The organism is Ideonella benzenivorans, from assembly GCF_020387415.1.
Classification (GTDB): domain Bacteria; phylum Pseudomonadota; class Gammaproteobacteria; order Burkholderiales; family Burkholderiaceae_C; genus Ideonella; species Ideonella benzenivorans.
This window is the reverse complement of record NZ_JAGWCB010000009.1, coordinates 1-19,354: the sequence shown is the minus strand read 5'-3', so window position 1 is coordinate 19,354 and position 19,354 is coordinate 1. Positions and strand designations below refer to the sequence as shown.

General features: G+C 69.3%; 20 protein-coding genes. 12 read left to right on the top strand and 8 right to left on the bottom strand.

Annotation, left to right across the window (positions count from 1 at the left end):
• The first annotated feature begins 53 nt into the window (after window positions 1-53).
• On the top strand, window positions 54-1,184 hold the full coding sequence (locus KGA65_RS08280) for an acyl-CoA dehydrogenase family protein (RefSeq protein WP_225862681.1): 1,131 nt from the start codon (window positions 54-56) through the stop codon (window positions 1,182-1,184).
• A gap of 39 nt (window positions 1,185-1,223) precedes the next feature.
• Here the strand turns inward: KGA65_RS08280 and KGA65_RS08275 are convergent, their stop codons facing one another.
• Window positions 1,224-2,033: a hypothetical protein gene (locus KGA65_RS08275; protein ID WP_225862680.1), complete on the bottom strand. Its 810-nt coding sequence runs from the start codon at window positions 2,031-2,033 to the stop codon at window positions 1,224-1,226.
• A gap of 159 nt (window positions 2,034-2,192) precedes the next feature.
• Here KGA65_RS08275 and KGA65_RS08270 point away from each other — a divergent pair, with 159 nt between their 5' ends.
• On the top strand, window positions 2,193-2,756 hold the full coding sequence (locus tag KGA65_RS08270) for a chorismate--pyruvate lyase family protein (RefSeq protein WP_225862679.1): 564 nt from the start codon (window positions 2,193-2,195) through the stop codon (window positions 2,754-2,756).
• On the opposite strand, the gene KGA65_RS08265 is transcribed toward KGA65_RS08270, so the two are convergent.
• Window positions 2,723-3,340: a hypothetical protein gene (locus KGA65_RS08265; protein ID WP_225862678.1), complete on the bottom strand. Its 618-nt coding sequence runs from the start codon at window positions 3,338-3,340 to the stop codon at window positions 2,723-2,725. The two genes, KGA65_RS08270 and KGA65_RS08265, sit on opposite strands and share 34 nt — an antisense overlap.
• Window positions 3,341-3,450: 110 nt before the next feature.
• On the opposite strand from KGA65_RS08265, the gene KGA65_RS08260 reads away from it, so the two are divergent.
• The 6 genes from KGA65_RS08260 (at window position 3,451) to KGA65_RS08235 (ending at window position 7,525) form a co-directional block, all read left to right on the top strand.
• A complete protein-coding gene (locus KGA65_RS08260) occupies window positions 3,451-4,068 on the top strand; it encodes a 2-hydroxychromene-2-carboxylate isomerase (RefSeq protein ID WP_225862677.1) in 618 nt (205 codons plus the stop codon).
• Window positions 4,069-4,126: 58 nt separating this feature from the next.
• The gene (locus KGA65_RS08255) at window positions 4,127-4,648 is read left to right on the top strand and encodes a YbaK/EbsC family protein (protein ID WP_225862676.1); all 522 of its coding nucleotides are present in this window, start codon (window positions 4,127-4,129) and stop codon (window positions 4,646-4,648) included.
• On the top strand, window positions 4,645-4,869 hold the full coding sequence (locus KGA65_RS08250) for a DUF1289 domain-containing protein (protein ID WP_225862675.1): 225 nt from the start codon (window positions 4,645-4,647) through the stop codon (window positions 4,867-4,869). The genes KGA65_RS08255 and KGA65_RS08250 overlap by 4 nt, the downstream gene beginning before the upstream one ends.
• Window positions 4,866-5,354, top strand: coding sequence for a hypothetical protein (locus tag KGA65_RS08245; RefSeq protein WP_225862674.1), 489 nt, complete (start codon window positions 4,866-4,868; stop codon window positions 5,352-5,354). The genes KGA65_RS08250 and KGA65_RS08245 overlap by 4 nt, the downstream gene beginning before the upstream one ends.
• 235 nt (window positions 5,355-5,589) lie before the next feature.
• The gene (locus tag KGA65_RS08240; RefSeq protein ID WP_225862673.1) at window positions 5,590-7,245 is read left to right on the top strand and encodes an MFS transporter; all 1,656 of its coding nucleotides are present in this window, start codon (window positions 5,590-5,592) and stop codon (window positions 7,243-7,245) included.
• 118 nt (window positions 7,246-7,363) lie between these two features.
• Window positions 7,364-7,525 (top strand): hypothetical protein, encoded by a 162-nt coding sequence (locus tag KGA65_RS08235; protein ID WP_225862672.1) that lies wholly within the window; start codon window positions 7,364-7,366, stop codon window positions 7,523-7,525.
• 23 nt (window positions 7,526-7,548) lie between these two features.
• On the opposite strand, the gene KGA65_RS08230 is transcribed toward KGA65_RS08235, so the two are convergent.
• The gene (locus tag KGA65_RS08230; RefSeq protein WP_225862671.1) at window positions 7,549-8,697 is read right to left on the bottom strand and encodes an ABC transporter substrate-binding protein; all 1,149 of its coding nucleotides are present in this window, start codon (window positions 8,695-8,697) and stop codon (window positions 7,549-7,551) included.
• A gap of 95 nt (window positions 8,698-8,792) precedes the next feature.
• On the opposite strand from KGA65_RS08230, the gene fghA reads away from it, so the two are divergent.
• From fghA to KGA65_RS08215, 3 genes are all read left to right on the top strand, one after another.
• Window positions 8,793-9,659: an S-formylglutathione hydrolase gene (gene fghA / locus KGA65_RS08225; RefSeq protein ID WP_310740944.1), complete on the top strand. Its 867-nt coding sequence runs from the start codon at window positions 8,793-8,795 to the stop codon at window positions 9,657-9,659.
• 80 nt (window positions 9,660-9,739) lie between these two features.
• Entirely contained in the window at window positions 9,740-11,014 is a 1,275-nt protein-coding gene (locus tag KGA65_RS08220) for an NAD(P)H-dependent flavin oxidoreductase (protein ID WP_225862670.1), read from the top strand.
• A gap of 53 nt (window positions 11,015-11,067) precedes the next feature.
• The gene (locus KGA65_RS08215; RefSeq protein WP_225862669.1) at window positions 11,068-11,841 is read left to right on the top strand and encodes an SDR family oxidoreductase; all 774 of its coding nucleotides are present in this window, start codon (window positions 11,068-11,070) and stop codon (window positions 11,839-11,841) included.
• On the opposite strand, the gene KGA65_RS08210 is transcribed toward KGA65_RS08215, so the two are convergent.
• The 5 genes from KGA65_RS08210 to KGA65_RS08190 form a co-directional block, all read right to left on the bottom strand.
• Window positions 11,842-12,159, bottom strand: coding sequence for a YciI family protein (locus KGA65_RS08210; protein WP_225862668.1), 318 nt, complete (start codon window positions 12,157-12,159; stop codon window positions 11,842-11,844). It lies immediately after the preceding gene.
• Window positions 12,156-13,886: an MFS transporter gene (locus KGA65_RS08205; protein ID WP_225862667.1), complete on the bottom strand. Its 1,731-nt coding sequence runs from the start codon at window positions 13,884-13,886 to the stop codon at window positions 12,156-12,158. The genes KGA65_RS08210 and KGA65_RS08205 overlap by 4 nt, the downstream gene beginning before the upstream one ends.
• A 79-nt stretch (window positions 13,887-13,965) precedes the next feature.
• Window positions 13,966-14,463: a DUF3016 domain-containing protein gene (locus tag KGA65_RS08200; RefSeq protein ID WP_225862666.1), complete on the bottom strand. Its 498-nt coding sequence runs from the start codon at window positions 14,461-14,463 to the stop codon at window positions 13,966-13,968.
• 24 nt (window positions 14,464-14,487) lie between these two features.
• On the bottom strand, window positions 14,488-15,585 hold the full coding sequence (gene ydiK, locus KGA65_RS08195) for an AI-2E family transporter YdiK (protein ID WP_225862665.1): 1,098 nt from the start codon (window positions 15,583-15,585) through the stop codon (window positions 14,488-14,490).
• 58 nt (window positions 15,586-15,643) lie between these two features.
• A complete protein-coding gene (locus KGA65_RS08190) occupies window positions 15,644-16,024 on the bottom strand; it encodes a hypothetical protein (protein ID WP_225862664.1) in 381 nt (126 codons plus the stop codon).
• A gap of 270 nt (window positions 16,025-16,294) precedes the next feature.
• Here KGA65_RS08190 and KGA65_RS08185 point away from each other — a divergent pair, with 270 nt between their 5' ends.
• Window positions 16,295-19,213, top strand: a complete 2,919-nt coding sequence (locus tag KGA65_RS08185) for an adenosylcobalamin-dependent ribonucleoside-diphosphate reductase (protein ID WP_225862663.1) — start codon at window positions 16,295-16,297, stop codon at window positions 19,211-19,213.
• Window positions 19,214-19,354 lie beyond the last annotated feature (141 nt).

The window sequence follows — 19,354 nt, the reverse complement described above, 5'->3', positions numbered from 1 at the left end:
GGCCGTCCGCCACTGGCGGGCGTGCTTTCAAAAATACAACGGAGACAAGAACCATGCTGCTGAGCGAGGACCACCGCGCCGTGCAGGATGCCGTGCGCACCTATGTGCAGGAGCGCATCGCCCCACAGGCCGCCCGCTGGGACAAGGACCACCATTTCCCGGCCGAGGAGCTGCGCGGCCTGGCTGCGCTGGGCTGCTACGGCGTGGCCGTGCCGTCGGAATACGACGGCGCCGGCCTGGACTACCTGTCGCTGGCGCTAATCCTGGAAGAGATCGCCGCCGGCGATGGCGGCACCTCCACCGTGGTCAGCGTCAACAACTGCCCGGTCTGCTCCATCCTGATGGCCTTCGGCAACGAGGACCAGAAGCAGCGCTTTCTCAAGCCCCTGGCGCGCGGCGACCTGCTGGGCGCCTTCTGCCTGACCGAGCCGCACGTGGGCTCGGAGGCGGGCGGGCTGAAGACCACCGCGGTGCGGGACGGCGACCACTACGTGCTCAACGGCGTCAAGCAGTTCATCACCAGCGGCAAGAATGGCCAGGTTGCCATCGTGATGGCCGTGACCGACAAGGCCGCGGGCAAGAAGGGCATCAGCGCCTTTCTGGTGCCCACCGACACGCCGGGCTACATCGTCGCGCGGCTGGAGGACAAGATGGGCCAGCACAGCTCGGACACCGCGCAGATCCTGTTCGACCACTGCCGCGTGCCGCTGGCCAACCGGCTGGGCGAGGAAGGGCAGGGCCTGAAGATCGCCCTGTCGGGCCTGGAGGGCGGGCGCATCGGCATCGCCAGCCAGTGCATCGGCATGGCCCGCGCGGCCTTTGAGGCGGCGCTGAAGTACAGCAAGGAACGGATGGCCTTCGGCGTGCCCATCTTCGAGCACCAGGCCCTGCAGCACAAGCTGTCCGACATGGCCACCCAGATCGAGGCCGCGCGCCAGCTGATCTGGCATGCGGCCAGCCTGAAGGACGCCGGCCGGCCCTGCCTGAAGGAGGCGGCCATGGCCAAGCTCTTCGCCAGCGAGATGGCCGAGCGCGTCTGCTCGGCGGCCATCCAGGTGCACGGCGGCTATGGCTATGTCACCGACTTCCCGGTGGAGCGGCTCTACCGCGACGTGCGGGTCTGCCAGATCTACGAAGGCACCTCCGAAGTGCAGAAGATTTTGATCGGAAGGGCGCTGGTCTGAGCGAATGGCCCGTTCGACCGGGCTCTCCGTCGACAGCGGTCAAGGCGCCGTCACACGTGGCGGGTCTTCGCGCCGCCCCTCAAATATCTCGCGGCAGGGGCAGGTTTCTTTTTCGAATTTCTTGATGTAGCACTCTCTCTGGCATGCTTCCAGATCTTTCATTCTGCTGAATCGTTCTCTGGTCAGCCAAAGACCTTTGCCATTGGTGATCATTGGAATGCAGCCCGGGGCGGGGTTGAGCGGTTCTCGCAAGATCTTTTTGAACTGAGGTAGGCTTGCCTCGGTGTTCCAGCGCGCGATGACGTCGGCTGGAATTGTGTTGGTGCCTGCTGGGCGTTCTCCTAACTGAACTCTTTCCCCTGTGGTGAGGTTGATGTCATGGAATTCAGTCGGGACATCTCCCCACGGAATGCGTTGCCATGCCCCCTCTTTCCATTCAAACACCACATAGGGGGGGTTGGGGCGATTCCATTTGTTGTAGTCGATGCACAGGTTTGGGGCTGTAATGATGTAGGGTGTATTTTTTAGAACGTGAACGGCCAGGATGATTAAATCGCTTTGGCCATTGAATTCATCGTACGGGGCAGCCCATTCAAAAACTCTATCCACATTGGGCAGTGAGAATCGAAGTGTCTGTTCGTGAAAGGGGGGTGGCTGCCCGATCAAATTATTTCTGCCATAGTTTTGATAGCGCTCGACGATGATGGTTCGACCATCGTGGAGCCGGGCCTCTTCTTTCCAACGGTCGCCGAAGCTGAACCAACCAGCGTTGGCATGCAGGCTGGCGCCCAAGGCCCAGGCCAGGGCGATGAACAGGGTTCTGGCGAAATCCATCAGACAACGGCGCATGTGGTTTCCAGTGTGTTTCTGCCGACAGTGTTCCATTGACGGACGGGGTTCGCATCCCTGAAGGCGGTGAGAAGCCCTGGGCATCGTGGGTCCGCCGCGCGGTGACAATCCAGCCCGGTGATGGATTGCAAAAGAATGGCCTCGCAAAGGAAAGCCACGGTGCCAACCCAGGGGCACCTGAGGGTTTGGCTGCGCGCCGAAGGCTCGCTGACCATGCACCTGCGCCGCGCCCGCGCGCCGCTGACGGTGCGGGTGCTGGGCCAGGCGCGCGAGCCGGCCCGGGCGGCCGATGCCGGGCCGCTGGGCCTGCGTCCGGGCACGGCGGTGCTGGGCCGCACCGTGCTGCTGGTGGGCGATGGCCGGCCGATGGTGCTGGCCCATTCGGTGGTGCGGGCCGCGGTGGCCCGGGGGCCCTGGCGGGCGCTGGGCGGCCTGGGCTCGCGTCCGCTGGCCGAGCTGCTGTTCACCCGGGCCGATGTGGACCGCTCGCCGCTGTGGCAGGCCTGGCTGCCGCCGGCCCACCCGCTGGCGCGCTGGGTGGCGCGCACCTGGCAGCAGGCCACCGGCCAGCCCTTTCCCGGCCGGGGCGTGTGGCGGCGCTGGTCCTGCTTCGAGCGCCAGGGCCAGTCGCTACTGGTCAACGAGTTCTTCGTGCCTGGCGAGGTGGCGGCCTGGCCGGCACGGGCCCGTCAGCGCACGGGCAGGTACAGGCGGTCGGAGTAGGTGGCCAGCCACTGCGGGCGGAAGGCCACGAAGATGGCCACCAGCATGCCGGTCAGGAAGGCATCGCCCCAGGCCGCCAGCCAGCGGCCGATCAGGATGTCGCCCGGGTCACTGCCGGCGGGCGTGCCCAGCACCCACAGCGCCAGGGCGCCCGACAGCCACATGGCCAGCACCGAGGCAAAGAAGCCGCGCCCCAGGATGTAGATGAACAGGTGGTGTGGCAACCAGCGCCGCACCGCCAGGCCCAGGCCGAAGGCCAGGCTGGCCGGCACCATGCCCAGCCAGACCAGGCGCGACAGGCCCACGCTCCAGTCCAGCCCGCCCATCCAGGTGGTGATCAGCGCCACCGGCAGCAGGGCCAGCATGGCCAGCGGCCAGCCCGTCATCAGGGCCAGCAGGCAGGCGCCCGACAGCGGCTGCAGCAAGGGAATGTGCGAGACCCGGTCCGCCCCCCACAGCAGGGGCATCACCGCGCACCAACCCAGCCATGGCCAGGGCGGCCCGCTGCGCGGCAGCGCGCGCCAGGGCTGCAGCGACAAGGCCAGCCCCACGATCCCCGCCACCAACACGCCTTCGAGCCACATGCTCGGCATCCTAGCGTCGGGCCCCAGCTTCTGCGTGACCGCGGTCAATCGGGGCCGATCCCAGGGCGGGCGCGGCACGCGGGCGGGCGTTTGGGCGTATCGTGCTTTGAATGAACACCGCCCCGCGCCCGCCGATCGATTTCTACTTTGATTTCTCGTCGCCGTATGCCTACATCGCCAACGAGTGGATCGACGCTCTGGCGGCGCGCCACGGCCGGGTGGTGCGGCGCCAGGCCATCCTGTTGGGCGTCACTTTCCAGGCGGCCGAGCTGAAGAGCCCGGTGTCGCACCCGATCAAGCGTGACTACGCGCTGCGCGACTTTGCCCGCTCGGCCCGTTTCGAGGGCGTGCCTTACCGGCAGCCCAGCCAGTTCCCGATCCCGACGCAGAACGCGGCCCGCGTGTTCTGGTGGCTGCACGACACCCAGGGGCCCGAGGCCGCGGCCAGCTGGACCCGCAGCGCCTTCCGGGCCTATTTCACGCGCGACGTGGTGCTGAATGCGCCGGAGGCGCTGGCGGCCTTGCTGGCCGAATCCGGCCTCGACGCGGCGGCGGCCCAGGCGGCCTGCAACGACCCGGTCTGGAAGGACCGCCTGCGCCAGGCCAACGAGCAGGCCATCGCGGCGGGCGTGTTCGGGGCGCCGTTCTTCGTGGTCGATGGTGAGCCCTTCTGGGGCAATGACCGCAAGCCGCAGATCGAGCGCTGGCTGACGCTGGGGCGCTTCTGAGGCATCTGCCGGACAATGGCGCGGTGCCGGATCCCGGTCTCTTGCGTGTTGTCCCACGATGCAGAACTCCCCCCTGGCCGATGAGGCCCCCGACGATGTGCCCCACGAGGGCTATGCCCTGGTGCGGCGCGTGCTGGCCGAGCAGGGTCACGCCCAGCCGCCGCGCTGGCTGACGGTGCCGGCGCGCACCTGCCAGGAGGCGGCCGACGCCCTGGGCGTGGCGACCGGGCAGATCGCCAAGAGCGTGATCTTCCGCCGCAAGGCCGATGATGTCGCGGTGCTGGTCGTGGCCTCGGGCGACCTGCGGGTGGACGAGCGCAAGGTGGCGGCCCTGGTCGGCCCCATTGGTCGCGCGGATGCCGCCTTCGTGAAGGCCCGCACCGGTTTCTCGATCGGGGGCGTCTCGCCCGTGGGGCATGCCACGCCGCCGGTCACGCTGCTGGACCGCGAGCTGTTCCGCTTCGAGACCGTCTGGGCCGCCGCCGGCCATCCCCACGGGGTGTTCGAGGCCCGGCCGGACGATCTGCAGCGCCTCACCGGGGCGCCGGTCGTCGATGTGATGCAGGTGCCGCAGGCATGAGCCCGGCCGACCCGCCGGTCGCGTCCCCGGTGCCCTCGCCCTGCACCGGCGTGTGCCGCATCGAGCCCCGCACCGGCTGGTGCGCCGGCTGCTGGCGCAGCCTGGACGAGATCGCCGGCTGGTCCAGCGCCGACGAGGCCACCCGGCGGGCGATCTGGGGCCGTCTGGCCGAACGTCGCGCCCAGGCCGGCGCGCCGCAGGCTGGGGGCCGCGGCGCATGAACCGCCTGGTGCTGCACCTGGATCTGGGTTCACCCGAAGCCTGGCCCTGCTTTCTGCGCCTGCCCGAGGCCCTGGCGGGGCTGCCCTGCTGGGTGGAGGTCTGCCCGGTGCTGCCGGCGCAGGAGGCCGTCGCGCCGGTCGGGCCGATCGGGCAGCTGTGGCGCCACGCGCTGGCCTGTGGCGAGCCCGGCGCCCTGCTGAACCGCTGGTTGGCCGAGCAGCTGCTGCGGGCCGTCTGGGACGATGCAGCCCCGCAGGGCCGCCCGCTGCCCGAAGCGCTGGCCTGGCTGACGGCGCGGCTGACGCCCGTGCGCGATCCCGAATCGGCCGAGGTGGCCGAGGACTGGGCCCGGCTCGTGGCCCAGTCGCAGCGCTTGGGCATCGGCACCACGCCCACCGTCCATTGGCCGGCCGAAGACTCTCTCTGGGAAGGGCAGGCCGCCCTGGCGCCGCTGGCCCAGGCGCTGCGCCAGCGCGGCGGCTGACGCAAAGCCTCCGGGGAAGCCCGCGCTCTCAGGGTTTGTGGGGAGCCTTCCCCGCCCTGGGACTTACCCAGGGATAAACGGCGATTTCCCGCATCGCGCAACGGGGCCTCAGGGTTGCAACGGAGTTTGTCAGGATCCGTTCAGTTCGCCGTCAGAAACAGGTCAGAGCCCCCTCGAATAGTCCGCCCCATGCGCTGCCGATGGGGCGGTGCTGGTGGATTCGAGGAGACAAAACATGGCAACTGTCGCGGTGTCCAACACCCCGATGACCGCGGAAGAGAAGAAGGTCATCTTCGCCTCTTCGCTCGGCACGGTGTTCGAGTGGTACGACTTCTATCTGTACGGTTCGCTGGCGGCCATCATCGCCAAGCAATTCTTCTCCGGCCTGGACGCCGGGTCGGCTTTCATCTTTGCGCTGCTGGCCTTCGCGGCGGGCTTCATCGTGCGGCCGTTTGGCGCGCTGGTGTTCGGTCGCCTGGGCGACATGATCGGTCGCAAATACACCTTCCTGGTCACGATCCTGATCATGGGTTTGTCGACCTTCATCGTCGGTGTGCTGCCCAACTACGCCTCGATCGGTGTGGCCGCTCCGGTCATCCTGATTGCGCTGCGCCTGCTGCAGGGCTTGGCGCTGGGCGGTGAGTACGGCGGCGCCGCCACCTACGTGGCCGAGCATGCGCCGCACGGCAGGCGCGGCGCCTACACCGCCTGGATCCAGACCACCGCGACCCTGGGCCTGTTCCTGTCGCTGATGGTGATCCTGGGCACCCGCACGGCGGTGGGCGAAGAGGCCTTCGCTGCCTGGGGTTGGCGTGTGCCGTTCATCGTGTCGATCCTGCTGCTGGGCATCAGCGTCTGGATCCGTCTGTCGATGAATGAATCGCCTGCCTTCAAGAAGATGAAGGCCGAGGGCAAGACCTCCAAGGCGCCGCTGACCGAGTCCTTCGGCCAGTGGAAGAACCTGAAGATCGTGATCCTGGCCCTGTTGGGGTTGGTCGCCGGTCAGGCGGTGGTCTGGTACACCGGTCAGTTCTATGCCCTGTTCTTCCTGACCCAGGCGCTGAAGGTGGATGGCGCGACGGCCAACATCCTGATCGCCGTGTCCCTGATGATCGGCACGCCTTTCTTCGTGGTCTTTGGCACCTTGTCCGACAAGATCGGCCGCAAGCCGGTGATCATGGCCGGCATGCTGATCGCCGTGCTGACCATCTTCCCGGTGTTCAAGGCCCTGACCTCGGCCGCCAACCCGGACCTGGCGGCTGCACAAGCCAATGCCAAGGTGGTGGTGACCGCCGATCCGAATGAGTGCTCGTTCCAGTTCAACCCGACCGGCACCAAGAAGTTCACCTCGTCCTGCGACATCGCCAAGCAGGTGCTGGCTGGCAGTTCGGTGAGCTATGACTCGGTGGCGGGCAGCGGACCGGCCAAGATCACCGTCGGTGACACCGTGATCGAAGGCTACACCGCTGCCGGGCTGTCGGCCGACGAGGCCAAGGCCAAGGACGGCGCTTTCAAGAAGGCGGTGAGCGATGCGCTGAAGGCCCATGGCTATCCGGCCAAGGCCGATCCGGCCAAGATGGACAAGGTCAAGATCGTCCTGCTGCTGACCTTCCTGATGATCCTGGTGACCATGGTCTATGGCCCGATCGCGGCGATGCTGGTGGAGATGTTCCCGACCCGCATCCGCTACACCTCGATGAGCCTGCCGTACCACATCGGCAACGGCTGGTTCGGTGGCCTGCTGCCCACCATGGCCTTCGCCATCGTGGCTCAGACCGGCAACATGTACAACGGCCTGTGGTACCCCGTGCTGATCGCCGCGGGCACCTTCGTGATCGGCATGCTGTTCGTGAAGGAAACCAAGGACGTGGACATCTACGCGGGCGATTGAGTTCCTCGACGGGCGTTCCGGCGCTCGACACACCAGGCGGCCTGCGGGCCGCCTTTTTGCCTTTTATGAGAGGCCTGTTCTGTCGGCCTGACCATCACCACTTCAAGGAGACCTCGTCATGTGGAAACTCATCCTCGCCTTCATCCTCTTCGCCGCTGCAGCCCTGTGGCTGATCTCCAAGGGGGGCGACTCGGTGGACATGAGTGGCGAAAAGCACGGCGCCGACATCCAGGGGACCGAGGCCTCCGCACCGGCCGCGGCCAGCGCCGCGTCCAACTGAGCGCATGAAGGCGCCCGCCGGGCTCAGCCGATCAGCTGGCCCGTGGCGCTGAGCAAGGTGGGCGTGACAAACTGGCTGCCCCGGCGGCCATCGCGAAAGTCCACCGTCCAGCCGCCCAGGTTGACCGCCCGGCGTCGGGCAAGCTGATCCAGCAGCCGCTCGCGGGTCAGGGGGCCGGCGGTGTCGCGCACCAGGGCCGCGGTGTACTGGCCGGCCAGGTAGCCGGCCAGGCTGATCGGCGAGGGGGCCTCGTCGTAGAGCGCACCCAGTCGGTCGCGGTAGCGGTCCACCACCGCCAGGCGGCTGCGCAACGGGTTGGGCACCACCTGGGTCAGGATGACCGGCACGCCCTGGCCGGGGTGGAACTGCAGCAGCGACGGGGCGTCCACATCCCCCAGGGCCAGCACGAAGCGGTGGTCGCCGCGCCGGGCCATGGCCTGGGTGAATTCCGCCACCTCGGCACTGGTGGCCAGCAGCAGGATCATCGCGCCCGCGGTCGGCAGGCGGGCGGCCAGGTCGGCCGGCCGGTTGGCGCTGGTGCCGGTCAGGCGCTGCAGGGTCAGCCCCAGTGTGCGGGCCATGGCCGCCACCTCGGGGTCGTAAAGCCGCTGGTCTTCCGCCCGGCGGTAGACCACCACCAGCCGGTCCACGCCCATGCCATAGGCACTGCCCAGCGCCTTCTGCAGCTGCATGCGGCGCGAGGCGAACAGCAGCGCCAGGGCCTCGTTCGCATCGTGCCGGCCATCGGCCATCCAGGGCCCCAGGTGCGGCAGGCGCAGCCCGCGGCGGGCCAGGCCATCCTGCACCTGGACCGCCAGCGCATCGCCCACCGTGCCGACCAGGGCCAGCAGCCCCTTGTCCTGGGCCAGCCGGTCCAGCGCCGCGGCCACGCTGGCGGCGCTGCCGTCGGTGGTCAGCGTCTCCAGACTGATGCCGGCCAGCGGGTGGCCCCGCTGCCCCTCGACGGCCCAGGCCAGCCGCACGCCGGTGGAGTAATCGCGCGAGAGCTCCTGCTGTTCGGGCGACAGGTCCAGCAGCTGGAGCATGCGCCGCTCGGCGCGCGCTGGTTCGGCCGGCGGTTGCGCCCAGACGGCCGGGCTCAGCGGGGCGAGGGCGGCCAAGGCGGTGCGGCGCAGGCAGCGCCGGCGGCTCGGGTTCCGGGGGGACAGCATGATGGCGCCGGATTCTGGGCGGCCTGCATGTCAGGGCTGAGACAACGGGCCGGGCCGCTCGTGTAGAGTCGGCGCGCTTTGTCTGGAGACCCGAGATGGCTTTCGATCGCCTGGAACTGATCGCCGCCCATGCCTCATTCGGCGGTGAGCAGCGCTTCTACCACCACGCCTCGCGGGAGATCGGCCTGCCGATGCGCTTTGGCCTGTACCTGCCGCCCCAGGCGCTGGCCGGGCAGTCGGTGCCGCTGCTGACCTACCTGGCCGGCCTGACCTGCACCGAGGAGACCTTTGCCATCAAGGCTGGGGCCCAGCGGGTGGCGGCCGAGCTGGGGCTGGCCCTGCTGACGCCCGACACCAGCCCGCGTGGCGCTGGCGTGAACGGCGAGGCCGACCACTGGGACTTCGGGGTGGGCGCCGGCTTCTACCTGGATGCCACCCAGGCGCCCTGGTCCGGCCACTGGTGCATGGAAAGCTACCTGCTCCACGAGCTGCTGCCTGAGGTCCAGGCGGGCTTTGGCCTGGCCACCGACCGGCAGGCGATCTTCGGCCACAGCATGGGGGGGCACGGCGCCCTGACGCTGGCGCTGCGCCATCCCGGCCGCTTCGCCAGCGTGTCGGCTTTCGCCCCCATCTGCGCGCCCAGCCACTGCCCGTGGGGCCACAAGGCCTTCACCGGCTACCTGGGGCAGGACGAAAGCCAGTGGGCGGCGCACGACGCCAGCGCCCTGATGGCCGCGCAGAGCCGGGCGCCGTACCCCGGCGGCATCCTGATCGACCAGGGGCTGGCGGACAAATTCCTCGCCGAAGGCCAGCTGCAGCCGGAAGCCTTCGAGACCGCCTGTGCCGCGGTCGGTCAGCCGCTGACGCTGCGCCGCCAGGCCGGCTACGACCACGGCTACTACTTCGTGGCCAGCATGGTGGAGGACCATCTGCGCCACCACGCGGCTCAGCTGCGGGGCTGAGCGCTTGATGCGGCTCAAGACATGCCCGGGTGATCGCGGCTACGCTTCGACACCTTGTTTGCATGTTTGCGGGCCCGCCGATGAACGCCTCTGCCACTCCGGTTGATTCCACCCACGTCGATGCGGGGCTGGCCGGCCTGCTTTCGCGCAGCGGGCTCAAGCCGCTGCACGTCGCCGGCCGCTGGCTGCTGCCCATCGTGCAGGGCGGCATGGGGGTGGGCATCAGCGCGCACCGGCTGGCCGGCAGCGTGGCGGCCGAGGGCGGCGTGGGCACCATCAGTTCGGTGGACCTGCGCCGTCACCATCCTGACCTGATGGCGGCCACCGAGGGCCTGTCGGCCCGGCCCGGCATGGACGAGGACTCCAAGGCTCGCATCAACGAGGCCAATGTCGAGGCGCTCAAGCGGGAGATCCATGCCGCACGCGACATCGCCGCGGGCAAGGGCCTGATCGCCGTGAACGTGATGCGCGCCATCAGCGACTACGCCGCCCATGTGAAGACCTCGCTGGAGAGCGGCGCCGACATGGTGGTGGTGGGCGCCGGTCTGCCGCTGGACCTGCCGGACCTGGCGGCCGACCACCCCAACGCGCTGATCGTGCCCATCCTGTCCGACTCGCGCGGCGTGGCGCTGATCGTCAAGAAGTGGGAGCGCAAGAAGCGCCTGCCCGACGCGATCGTCATCGAACACCCCCGGCTGGCCGCCGGCCACCTGGGCGCGGCCAAGATCGCCGATCTGAACGACCCGCGCTTCGACTTTGAGCGCGTGCTGCCCGAGGTGCGCGACTTCCTGCGCAAGGCCGGCATCGAGAAGGAGATCCCGCTGATCGCCGCCGGCGGCATCCGCACCCATGCCGACATCGCCCGCGTGCAGGCGCTGGGCGCCGACGCGGCCCAGCTGGGCACGGCCTTCGCGGTGACCCAGGAATGCGACGCCTCGCCCGAGTTCAAGCAGGTGCTGGCCGAGGCCCGCGACGAGGACATGGTGACCTTCACCAGCGTGGCCGGTCTGCCGGCCCGCGCGGTCAAGACGCTGTGGATGAAGAGCTACCTGGCGGCCGAGCAGAAGCTGCAGGCCGTCGCCCATGCCAAGGCCCGCTGCACCAAGGCCTTCGACTGCCTGGCCCAATGCGGCCTGCGCGATGGCTTCAAGGACTGGGGCCAGTTCTGCATCGACAACCAGCTGGCCGCCGCGCTGCGTGGCGACCTGAAGAAGGGCCTGTTCTTCCGCGGCGTCGGCGCGCTGCCCTTTGGCAGCCAGATCCGCAGCGTGCGTGAGCTGATGGAGCGCCTGCTGACCCGCGAGGCGAACGAGGCCGCCCCCGAGCTGCAGGCCCTGATGGCCCAGCCCGCCTGAGGCGCGGGCCCCGGGGCATGGCAGACTGCGGGCCCGTTCCGCCGGAGTTGCCCATGCCCACCCCATCCGCTTCCTTCGACACGCCGCGCATCGCCCTGGTGACCGGCGCCGGGCGCGGCATCGGCCGGGCCTGCGCGCTGGCGCTGATCGAGGCGGGCTGGACGGTGGTGCTGGCCGGCCGCCAGGCCGAGGCGCTGGCGGCGGTGGTCGCGGCCAGCGCGGCGCCCGAGCGGGCCTGCCCGGTGGTGGCCGATGTGCGCGACGAGGCTTCGGTGAAGGCCTTGTTCGCGGCGGTCCACGCGCGCTTCGGCCGGCTGGACTTCCTGTTCAACAACGCCGGCATCTTCACCGCCGGCGTGCCGCTGGAGGACCTGCCGCTGGCCGACTGGCAGGCGGCGGTGGACGTCAACCTGACCGGCGCCTTCCTCTGCACCCGCGAGGCCTTCCGGCAGATGAAGGCGCAGGCGCCGCGCGGTGGCCGCATTCTGAACAACGGCTCGATCTCGGCCCATGCGCCGCGGCCGAACTCGGTGGCCTACACCGCCACCAAGCACGCGATGACCGGGCTGACCCGCGCGGCGGCGCTTGATGGCCGGGCCTTCGACATCGCGGTGGGTCAGATCGACATCGGCAATGCCGCCACCGACATGACCACCACCATGGCCAGCGGCATGCTGCAGGCCGACGGCCAGGTGCGGGCCGAGGCCCGCATGGATGTGCAACAGGTGGCCGACCTGGTGGTGCACATCGCCGGCCTGCCGCTGTCGGCCAATGTGCTGTTCACCACCGTGATGGCCACCGCCATGCCCTTCGTGGGCCGGGGCTGATCAGCCCTTCAGGCCTTCCAGCCCCGGCGCGACCTGGGCCACGTCGTAGGCGGTGATCTCGAAGACCGCCACGCCGGCGGTGGCGTAAGGGTCGCGGGCCACGAAGGCCTCGACCGCCGCCAGACTGTCCGCCCGCATCAGCACCAGACCACCCGTGCGGTCCTGGCGCCGGGCGGTCATCAGGATGCCGGCGGCCTCGGGGGCCTCGCGCAGGTAGGCCCGGTGGGCTTCGAGCTGTTGTTCCACCTCGGCCTGCGGCCGGGTGTAGCGGATCTGGATCAGGTACATCGTCGTGGGTCGATCAGAAGATTGGCTCAAGCCTTGGCCACCGGCCGGTTGGCCGGGGCTTGCAGCGTCTGCCAGGGCCGGCTCGCCAGGCGCCAGAGCAGCAACGCGGCGAGGGCGGGCAGCAGGTAGAACAGCGCGTCCGCCACCGTCTGCAGCCAGGCGGGGGCGTTGCCCAGGTGGTCGCGCAGCAACAGCAGGAGCAGCAGCAGGGCGAAGCGCCGGGCCGTGCGGGCCAGGGCAGGTTGCTCCTGGCCCAGCACGGTGCCGCCGGCCAGCAGGAACAGTGTGGCGGCCACGAACACCAGTGAGAACAGCGTGCCGGCGATCGGCTGGGCCGGGCCCAGCAGGCTTTGCTCGGCATGCACCGGCAGCCACACCAGGCACATCACGGCGAGCGCCCGGGCCAGTGCGCGGGCGCGCGTGCTGGCATGGGCGTCGGTGAACCCCTGGGGGCTGTCCGGGCGCTTGCGGGTGAAGGGCAGCAGCACCAGGAAGACCATGCCGAACAGCGCGTCGATCAGCATGGTGCGCGGATAGCCCCAGGCCTCGATGCCGATGCCTTGCCAGGTGGCGCTGTAGGAGATGGCGAGGTTGGCCATGGCCATGTAGGCGGTGAACTGGGTGGCGGCCACCGCCGGGTTGGTCACGTCCATGTAGATGGCATTGGCCGTGCTGTACATCAGGCCGTTGCAGAACTGGTAGGTCAGCGTGGCGACCCAGAAGGCGCCCACCAGGAAGGGCAGCGCGGCGTTGTGCAGCCCGTGCAGGTTGGCCTCCGCAGTGATCCAGCCTTCGTGCTGCAGGATGCCGGCGAGCGCCAGCACCGGCAGCGCCATCAGCAGGATGTAAGCGGTCAGGGCCTTGCGCCGGTCCATCCGGTCGGCGATCACGCCGCCGATCACGCAGCCGATGGCGCCGATGATGGTGGACCACAGGTTCAGCCAGGCCACCTGGTCGTCGTTCAGGCCCAGCTCCACCGCCAGATTGCTTTGCAGCGCCAGGCCCAGGCACAGCGCGCCGGGCGGCAGCAGGGCCATGCCCAGGCCGGCGAAAGCGCCGCGCGTGCCGACGAAGGAGCGGAAGGCGTCCATCGCGAAATCACGCATCTCGCGCCCAGCGGCTTTGAGGCCGCCGCCGCGGCGGGCTTCCCAGGCCGGGTCGGCCGGTTCCTTGAACGGCAGCACCACGAGCAGCGTGACCAGCACGATGGCGCCGGCCACGAAGAAGAAGGAACTCTGGAAGCCGAAGCGCGCGGCGATGAACAAGGCCCCGCTGCCGCCGATCATCTGGCCGATGCTGGCGCCGGCGAACATCATGCCGTTGCCGGTGGCGCGCTCGTGTTCCTGCAGCGAGTTGACGGCCAGCGCGTCGATGGCCACGTCCTGCGTGGCCGAGAACACGTTGTGCACCAGCAGGATGGCGGTCAGCAGGCCCAGTTGCTCCGGCAGCTTCAGCAACACGGTGGACAGCAGCGTCAGCACCATCAGCACCTGCATGCCCAGGATCCAGCCGCGGCGCCGGCCCAGCCGGGCTGAGGCAAAGACGTCCACCACCGGCCCAAAGGCCCATTTGAAGGCCCAGGGCAGGTAGAACGACCCCACGAAGGCGCCGATCTCGGCCGGGCCCACGCCCTGGCGGCGCAGCTGGGTGGCGATGGCGGTGGCGGCGAAGCCGAGGGGGATGCCCTCGGTCACATACAGAAGGAAGAACGCGGCCAGACGGCCGCGCGAGGTGGTGAACAGGTCGGGTAGACGCATGGGCGAACCAGGCCGGGGTACGGCGGAAAGTCGTGCGCCACTCTACCCGGTTTGGCCGGGCGGCTCGTCCGCGCCGGCTTCAGGGCTGCGGATGGACGAGTTCCCGCTCGAACCAGTCGCGCAGCAGGCGTTTTTCGTAGCGCAGCGGGTCGCTGTTGCTGAACAGGTCGGGCGGCGACTGGTAATCCATGTCCTTGAGGGTGGTCTCGCCGCTGCGCAGCACCTGGCCCGAGGCATCGCTCAGCCGGTAGCGGAGCGTCAGGCGTGGCCAGGTGGCCGAACTCAGCACCCGCATCCATTGCCCCTGCGGGCCCACCGGGCGCCAGTCCCCCGCCAGGTCGATGTCGCTCACGTCGATCGACAGCGTCTGATCCGCCGGCAGGCGTTGGGCCAGTTGCTCCAGGCTTTGGGTCAGCGGTTTGAACAGCTGGACCGCCGGGTCGCCGTCGACATGCACGTCGCTGTACTTCTCGGCGGGCAGAAAGTGCACCGTCACGCTGCCGGCCAGGGCCGCCTGGGTGGCCAGCGCGAACAGGCTGGTCAGCGTGGTGCGGAGGAAATGGGAAGCCTGTGCCATGTCGAATCTCCTGGGGAGCAGAGTTCAGGACGCGTCGGGAGTGGTCGGGGTGGTGTCGAGGGCCGGCGCAGGGCCTTCTTCGTCGATCCAGGATCCCATCAGCGTGTAGGTGACCGCCAGCACCACCGGGCCGATGAAGATGCCGAGCAACCCGAAGGCCATCAACCCGCCGATCACGCCGGCGAAGATCAACAGCAGCGGCAGGTCGGCGCCCTTGCGGATCAGCCAGGGCCGCAGCAGGTTGTCGATGGTGCCTACGACGCCCGACCAGAGCAAGAGGCCGATGGCCGCACCGGTGGACCCCGACCAGAGCAGCCAGCCGCAGCAGACCAGCAGCACCGGCAGGGGGCCGATCTGGGCGATGGTGAGCAGGAACATGATGGTGGTGAGCACCATCGCGCCCGGCACGCCCGCCACCGCCACACCCAGCCCGCCCAGCACGGCCTGGGCCACCGCGGTGACGACCACGCCCAGCGCCACGCCCCGTGCCGCGTGGGTGGCCAGTTCCACCATGCGCACACCGCGCTCGCCCGCCAGCCGGTGGGCGAAGCGGGTCACGCCCCGGGCGGCGACTTCGCCCTGGATGTAGAGCACCCCGCAGATGGCCACCGTCATCAGGAACTGCAGGCCCACGGCGCCCAGCGCGCTGGCCTGGCGCAGCACGGTGCGGGCCAGCGTGCCGGCATAGGGGCTGAGCTTGGCCAGCAGCGCGGCGCCGCCGCCTTGCAGGCTGTCCCGCCAGAACTGGTTCAGCCGTTCGCCCACCATCGGCAGGGTGCCCACCCAGGCAGGCGGGGTGCTCCACTGGGTCGGGTCCAGCCCGCGCAGCCAGTTCAGGGCTTCGTCGGCATGGCTGGCCAGGGTCACGATGGCCAGCGTCAGCGGCACGAACAGCACCAACAGCAGCAACAGCAGCATGACCGTGGTGGCCAGGCCGCGCCGGCCCCCCAGGCGCCGCTGCAGCCACAGCAGGGTGGGCCAGGTGGCCACGGTGATCATCGCGGCCCAGATCAGCGGCGCGACGAAGGGTTGCATCACCCACAGGCTGCTGCCGATCAGCACGAGCAGGGTGAGGACCGACAACAGCTGCTGGATCAGGTCCGGGGAACGGGGCGAACGCATGCGGGCAGGTCCGGTCGTGAAAAACCCCAGTATCCGGCAGTTGGCCGGCCCAGAACGCTCAGGCGGCGTGGCGCACGTAGATGTCGGTGTCGGGCAGCAGGCGGCGCATGGTGTCGAACGCGGCATCCGCCAGCAGGGCGCCGCCGCAGTGCGGGGCGATGGCCAGGGTCAGCTCGGCCTCGCCATCGAGCAGGTGCAGGGACTGGATCACCGAACGTGCCGAGACCACGCTGCCATCGCGCAGCGGGCCCAGGGCCAGGTCCAGGGCGCTCAGCAGGCGTTGCACGGCCTCGGCCGGGCCGCTGACCTCGGGCTCATGGTCGGCCGAGACATCGCAGGCCGACTGGCACACCGGTCCGCTGGCGCTGTGCAGGCAGGCGCCACAACCTTCCGTGCTCACGGCAGGGGCGCGGGACTTGATCGGAATCACGGAAGCCATGGTTCGCAGTGTGCGGCGGAACCCGGGACTTGACCAGTCCCGGGCCGTCACTCTTGATGAAAATCAATTCAACAATGGCGCTAAAACCGAGTCTGGAATAGGGATAAGAAGCGAATCCCGTTCCCGAACCCGAGGGGGCTGCAAGAGCTTTGCGGTGGGCCAAAAGGCGGCCGAGAAAGGCCCTGCTGGCCTTGTCAAGACTGTCCGAGTCCGGTGCTTTGGCGCATGATGCGCGGCTGTATTTTTGACCAGCCCCGAGACGCCATACCCATGAGCCGAACCCGCACTGCCGCCCCCCGCCAAGCCTCCCTGCTCGAAACCCTGCCCGCCCAACCGATCAGTGAGGAGGTGCTGCTGGAGAAGTACGCCAAAGGCGACGAGCGGTCCCTGGACGAAGTGCGCGCTCGCATCGCGCGGGCACTGGCGGTCCATGAGCCCGAGGACAAGCGGGCCCACTGGGAGGCCCGCTTCCTGGAAGCTCAGCGCCGCGGCTTCGTCCCGGCCGGCCGCATCAACTCGGCCGCGGGCACCGACCTGACCGCCACCCTGATCAACTGCTTTGTGCAGCCGGTGGGCGATTCGATCGCCGCGGTCGATGAAGGCTTCCCCGGCATCTACACCGCGCTGACCGAGGCGGCCGAGACCATGCGCCGTGGCGGTGGCGTGGGCTATGACTTCTCCCGCATCCGTCCCAAGGGCGCCTGGGTGGGCTCCACCCAGTCCAGCGCCTCGGGCCCGGTCAGTTACATGCGGGTGTTCGACCGCTCCTGCGAGACGGTCGAATCCGCCGGTGCCCGCCGTGGCGCCCAGATGGGCGTGCTGCGCTGCGACCACCCGGACATCGAGGAATTCATCCACGCCAAGGACCAGGGCGACCTGCGCAACTTCAACATCTCGGTGGGCGTGACCGACGAGTTCATGAAGGCGGTGCAGGCCGGGGCCGATGTGGAACTGGTGCACAAGGCCGAGCCGGGCGCCAAGCTGAAGACGGCCGGCGCCTACCAGCGCGGCGACGGCCTGTGGGTCTACCGCAAGCTGCCGGCCACGGCGCTGTGGGACCAGATCATGCGCTCCACCTACGACCACGCCGAGCCGGGCGTGCTGTTCCTGGACCGCATCAACCAGGACAACAACCTCAGCTACTGCGAGACCATCTCGGCCACCAACCCCTGTGCCGAGCAGCCGCTGCCGCCCTACGGCTGCTGCTGCCTGGGCTCGATCGACCTGACGCATTTCGTGCGCCAGCCCTTCGAGGCCGAGGCCAGCTTTGACGAGGCCGCTTTTGTCGACGTCGTCAAGGTGGCCACCCGCATGCTGGACAACGTGCTGGACGTGACCGTCTGGCCGCTGGACCGCCAGCGCGAGGAAGCCGCCAACAAGCGCCGCGTCGGCCTGGGCTTCACCGGCCTGGGCGATGCGCTGGTGATGCTGGGCCTGCGCTACGATACCCCCGCGGCGCGTGACATGGCCCGCCGCATCTCCGAGGTGATGCGTGACGGCGCCTACAACGCCAGCGTGGACCTGGCGGCCGAGCGCGGCGCCTTCCCGCTGTTCAACGCCGACATGTACCTCTCGCGCGGCACCTTCGCCTCGCGCCTGCCGCAGGCGGTCAAGGAGCGCATCCGCACCCACGGCCTGCGCAACTCGCACCTGCTGTCGATCGCGCCGACCGGCACCATCAGCCTGGCCTTTGCCGACAACGCCTCCAACGGCATCGAGCCGGCCTTCAGCTGGACCTACACCCGCAAGAAGCGCATGCCCGACGGCAGCTTCAAGGAATACGCGGTCGAGGACCACGCCTGGCGCCTGTACCGCCATCTGAAGGGCGTCGAAGCGCCGCTGACCGAGGCCTTCGTGACCGCGCTGGAGATGAGCGCCGAGGCGCATGCCCAGATGGTGGCCGCCGTGGCCCCCTGCATCGACACCGCCATCTCCAAGACGGTGAATGTGCCGGCCGACTACCCCTACGCCGATTTCCAGGACCTGTACCTGATGGCCTGGCAGAGCGGCCTGAAGGGCCTGGCCACCTACCGGCCCAATGCGGTGCTGGGTTCGGTGCTGAGCGTGGAGCCCAGTGCCACCGCGGCCGCCCAGCCCGCGCCGCTGACCACCGACGGCGCCAACCAGCGCCTGAAGCTGGAGAAGCTGCCCAAGCCGGTGCTGACCTCGATGCGCTGGCCCAGCCGGCCGGAGATGCGCGCCGGCAACCCGGCCTGGAGCTACATGATCCAGCACCCGCATGGCGACTTCGCGCTGTTCGTCGGCGAGACCCCGGCCGAGGGGCCGGACGGCGGCCTGTTCGGCAAGAACCTGCCCTTCGAGGTCTGGGTCAACGGCGCCGAACAGCCGCGCGGCCTGGGCGCGCTGGCCAAGACCCTGTCGATGGACATGCGGGTCAACGACCCGCAGTGGCTCAAGCTCAAGCTGGACGCCCTGGCCACCGTGGCCGAGGAACGAGCCTTCGAGATGGCCTTCCCGCCCTCGGGTGAGAAGCGCCTGTTCCCGGGCGTGGTGGCCGCCACCGCGGCGGTGATCCGCTGGCGCTGCGAGCAGCTGGGCGCGCTGGAAGAGGGTGGCCCGACCCCGGTGCTGGATGCGATGTTCAGCCGCGAGGAACCGCGCACCACCACCGCCGGCACCCTGGCCTGGGCGGTGGACGTGGACAACCCCGCCACCGGCGAGGCCTTCACGCTCACGCTCAAGGAAGTGGCGCTGGCCAGCCTGGAGTCGGCCACCGGCTACGTGACCCGGCCCTGCTCGGTCGGCTTCTCGGGCAACTACCCGAAGGCGCTGGACGGCCTGGCCCGCCTGCTGTCGCTGGACATGCGGGTGATCGACCCGGCCTGGATCGGCATGAAGCTGCGCAAGCTGCTCAATGTCGGCGAGCCGCTGGGCCACTTCATGGCCCCGGTGCCGGGTGAGAAGCGCCAGCAGATCTGGCCCAGCACCGTGGCCTATGTGGCGCGCCTGATCATCCACCGCTACGCGATGCTGGGCGTGCTGGACGACGAAGGCTTCCCGCTGCGCGAGATGGGCATTCTGCAGGTGCCCGAGGCCAAGACCCATGCTGCCGACACCGTGAGCCCGATGGCCGGCAAGCCCTGCCCGGAATGCGGCAACAGCACACTGATCCACAAGGACGGCTGCGACTTCTGCACCGCCTGCGGCTACGTCGGCCAGTGCGGTTGAGGTGTGCGTTACACGGCGTTCTCAAATCTGAAGTGCAACACCCCACCCGGGTTGCTTGATCAGTGGACTGTAGCCTGATGGGCTTGGGCCAAGCCGCGCATGAGTTCTGCGAAGACCTGAATGGGGCTGCGCCAGTTCAGG

Excerpts from the sequence above, each read along its gene's own strand:
- KGA65_RS08280 (WP_225862681.1), top strand. The coding sequence starts at position 54 with ATGCTGCTGAGCGAGGACCACCGCGCCGTGCAGGATGCCGTGCGCACC.
- KGA65_RS08275 (WP_225862680.1), bottom strand. The coding sequence starts at position 2,033 with ATGCGCCGTTGTCTGATGGATTTCGCCAGAACCCTGTTCATCGCCCTG.
- KGA65_RS08265 (WP_225862678.1), bottom strand. The coding sequence starts at position 3,340 with ATGTGGCTCGAAGGCGTGTTGGTGGCGGGGATCGTGGGGCTGGCCTTG.
- KGA65_RS08260 (WP_225862677.1), top strand. The coding sequence starts at position 3,451 with ATGAACACCGCCCCGCGCCCGCCGATCGATTTCTACTTTGATTTCTCG.
- KGA65_RS08255 (WP_225862676.1), top strand. The coding sequence starts at position 4,127 with ATGCAGAACTCCCCCCTGGCCGATGAGGCCCCCGACGATGTGCCCCAC.
- KGA65_RS08250 (WP_225862675.1), top strand. The coding sequence starts at position 4,645 with ATGAGCCCGGCCGACCCGCCGGTCGCGTCCCCGGTGCCCTCGCCCTGC.
- KGA65_RS08245 (WP_225862674.1), top strand. The coding sequence starts at position 4,866 with ATGAACCGCCTGGTGCTGCACCTGGATCTGGGTTCACCCGAAGCCTGG.
- KGA65_RS08240 (WP_225862673.1), top strand. The coding sequence starts at position 5,590 with ATGGCAACTGTCGCGGTGTCCAACACCCCGATGACCGCGGAAGAGAAG.
- KGA65_RS08235 (WP_225862672.1), top strand. The coding sequence starts at position 7,364 with ATGTGGAAACTCATCCTCGCCTTCATCCTCTTCGCCGCTGCAGCCCTG.
- KGA65_RS08230 (WP_225862671.1), bottom strand. The coding sequence starts at position 8,697 with ATGCTGTCCCCCCGGAACCCGAGCCGCCGGCGCTGCCTGCGCCGCACC.
- fghA (WP_310740944.1), top strand. The coding sequence starts at position 8,793 with ATGGCTTTCGATCGCCTGGAACTGATCGCCGCCCATGCCTCATTCGGC.
- KGA65_RS08220 (WP_225862670.1), top strand. The coding sequence starts at position 9,740 with ATGAACGCCTCTGCCACTCCGGTTGATTCCACCCACGTCGATGCGGGG.
- KGA65_RS08215 (WP_225862669.1), top strand. The coding sequence starts at position 11,068 with ATGCCCACCCCATCCGCTTCCTTCGACACGCCGCGCATCGCCCTGGTG.
- KGA65_RS08205 (WP_225862667.1), bottom strand. The coding sequence starts at position 13,886 with ATGCGTCTACCCGACCTGTTCACCACCTCGCGCGGCCGTCTGGCCGCG.
- KGA65_RS08200 (WP_225862666.1), bottom strand. The coding sequence starts at position 14,463 with ATGGCACAGGCTTCCCATTTCCTCCGCACCACGCTGACCAGCCTGTTC.
- ydiK (WP_225862665.1), bottom strand. The coding sequence starts at position 15,585 with ATGCGTTCGCCCCGTTCCCCGGACCTGATCCAGCAGCTGTTGTCGGTC.
- KGA65_RS08190 (WP_225862664.1), bottom strand. The coding sequence starts at position 16,024 with ATGGCTTCCGTGATTCCGATCAAGTCCCGCGCCCCTGCCGTGAGCACG.
- KGA65_RS08185 (WP_225862663.1), top strand. The coding sequence starts at position 16,295 with ATGAGCCGAACCCGCACTGCCGCCCCCCGCCAAGCCTCCCTGCTCGAA.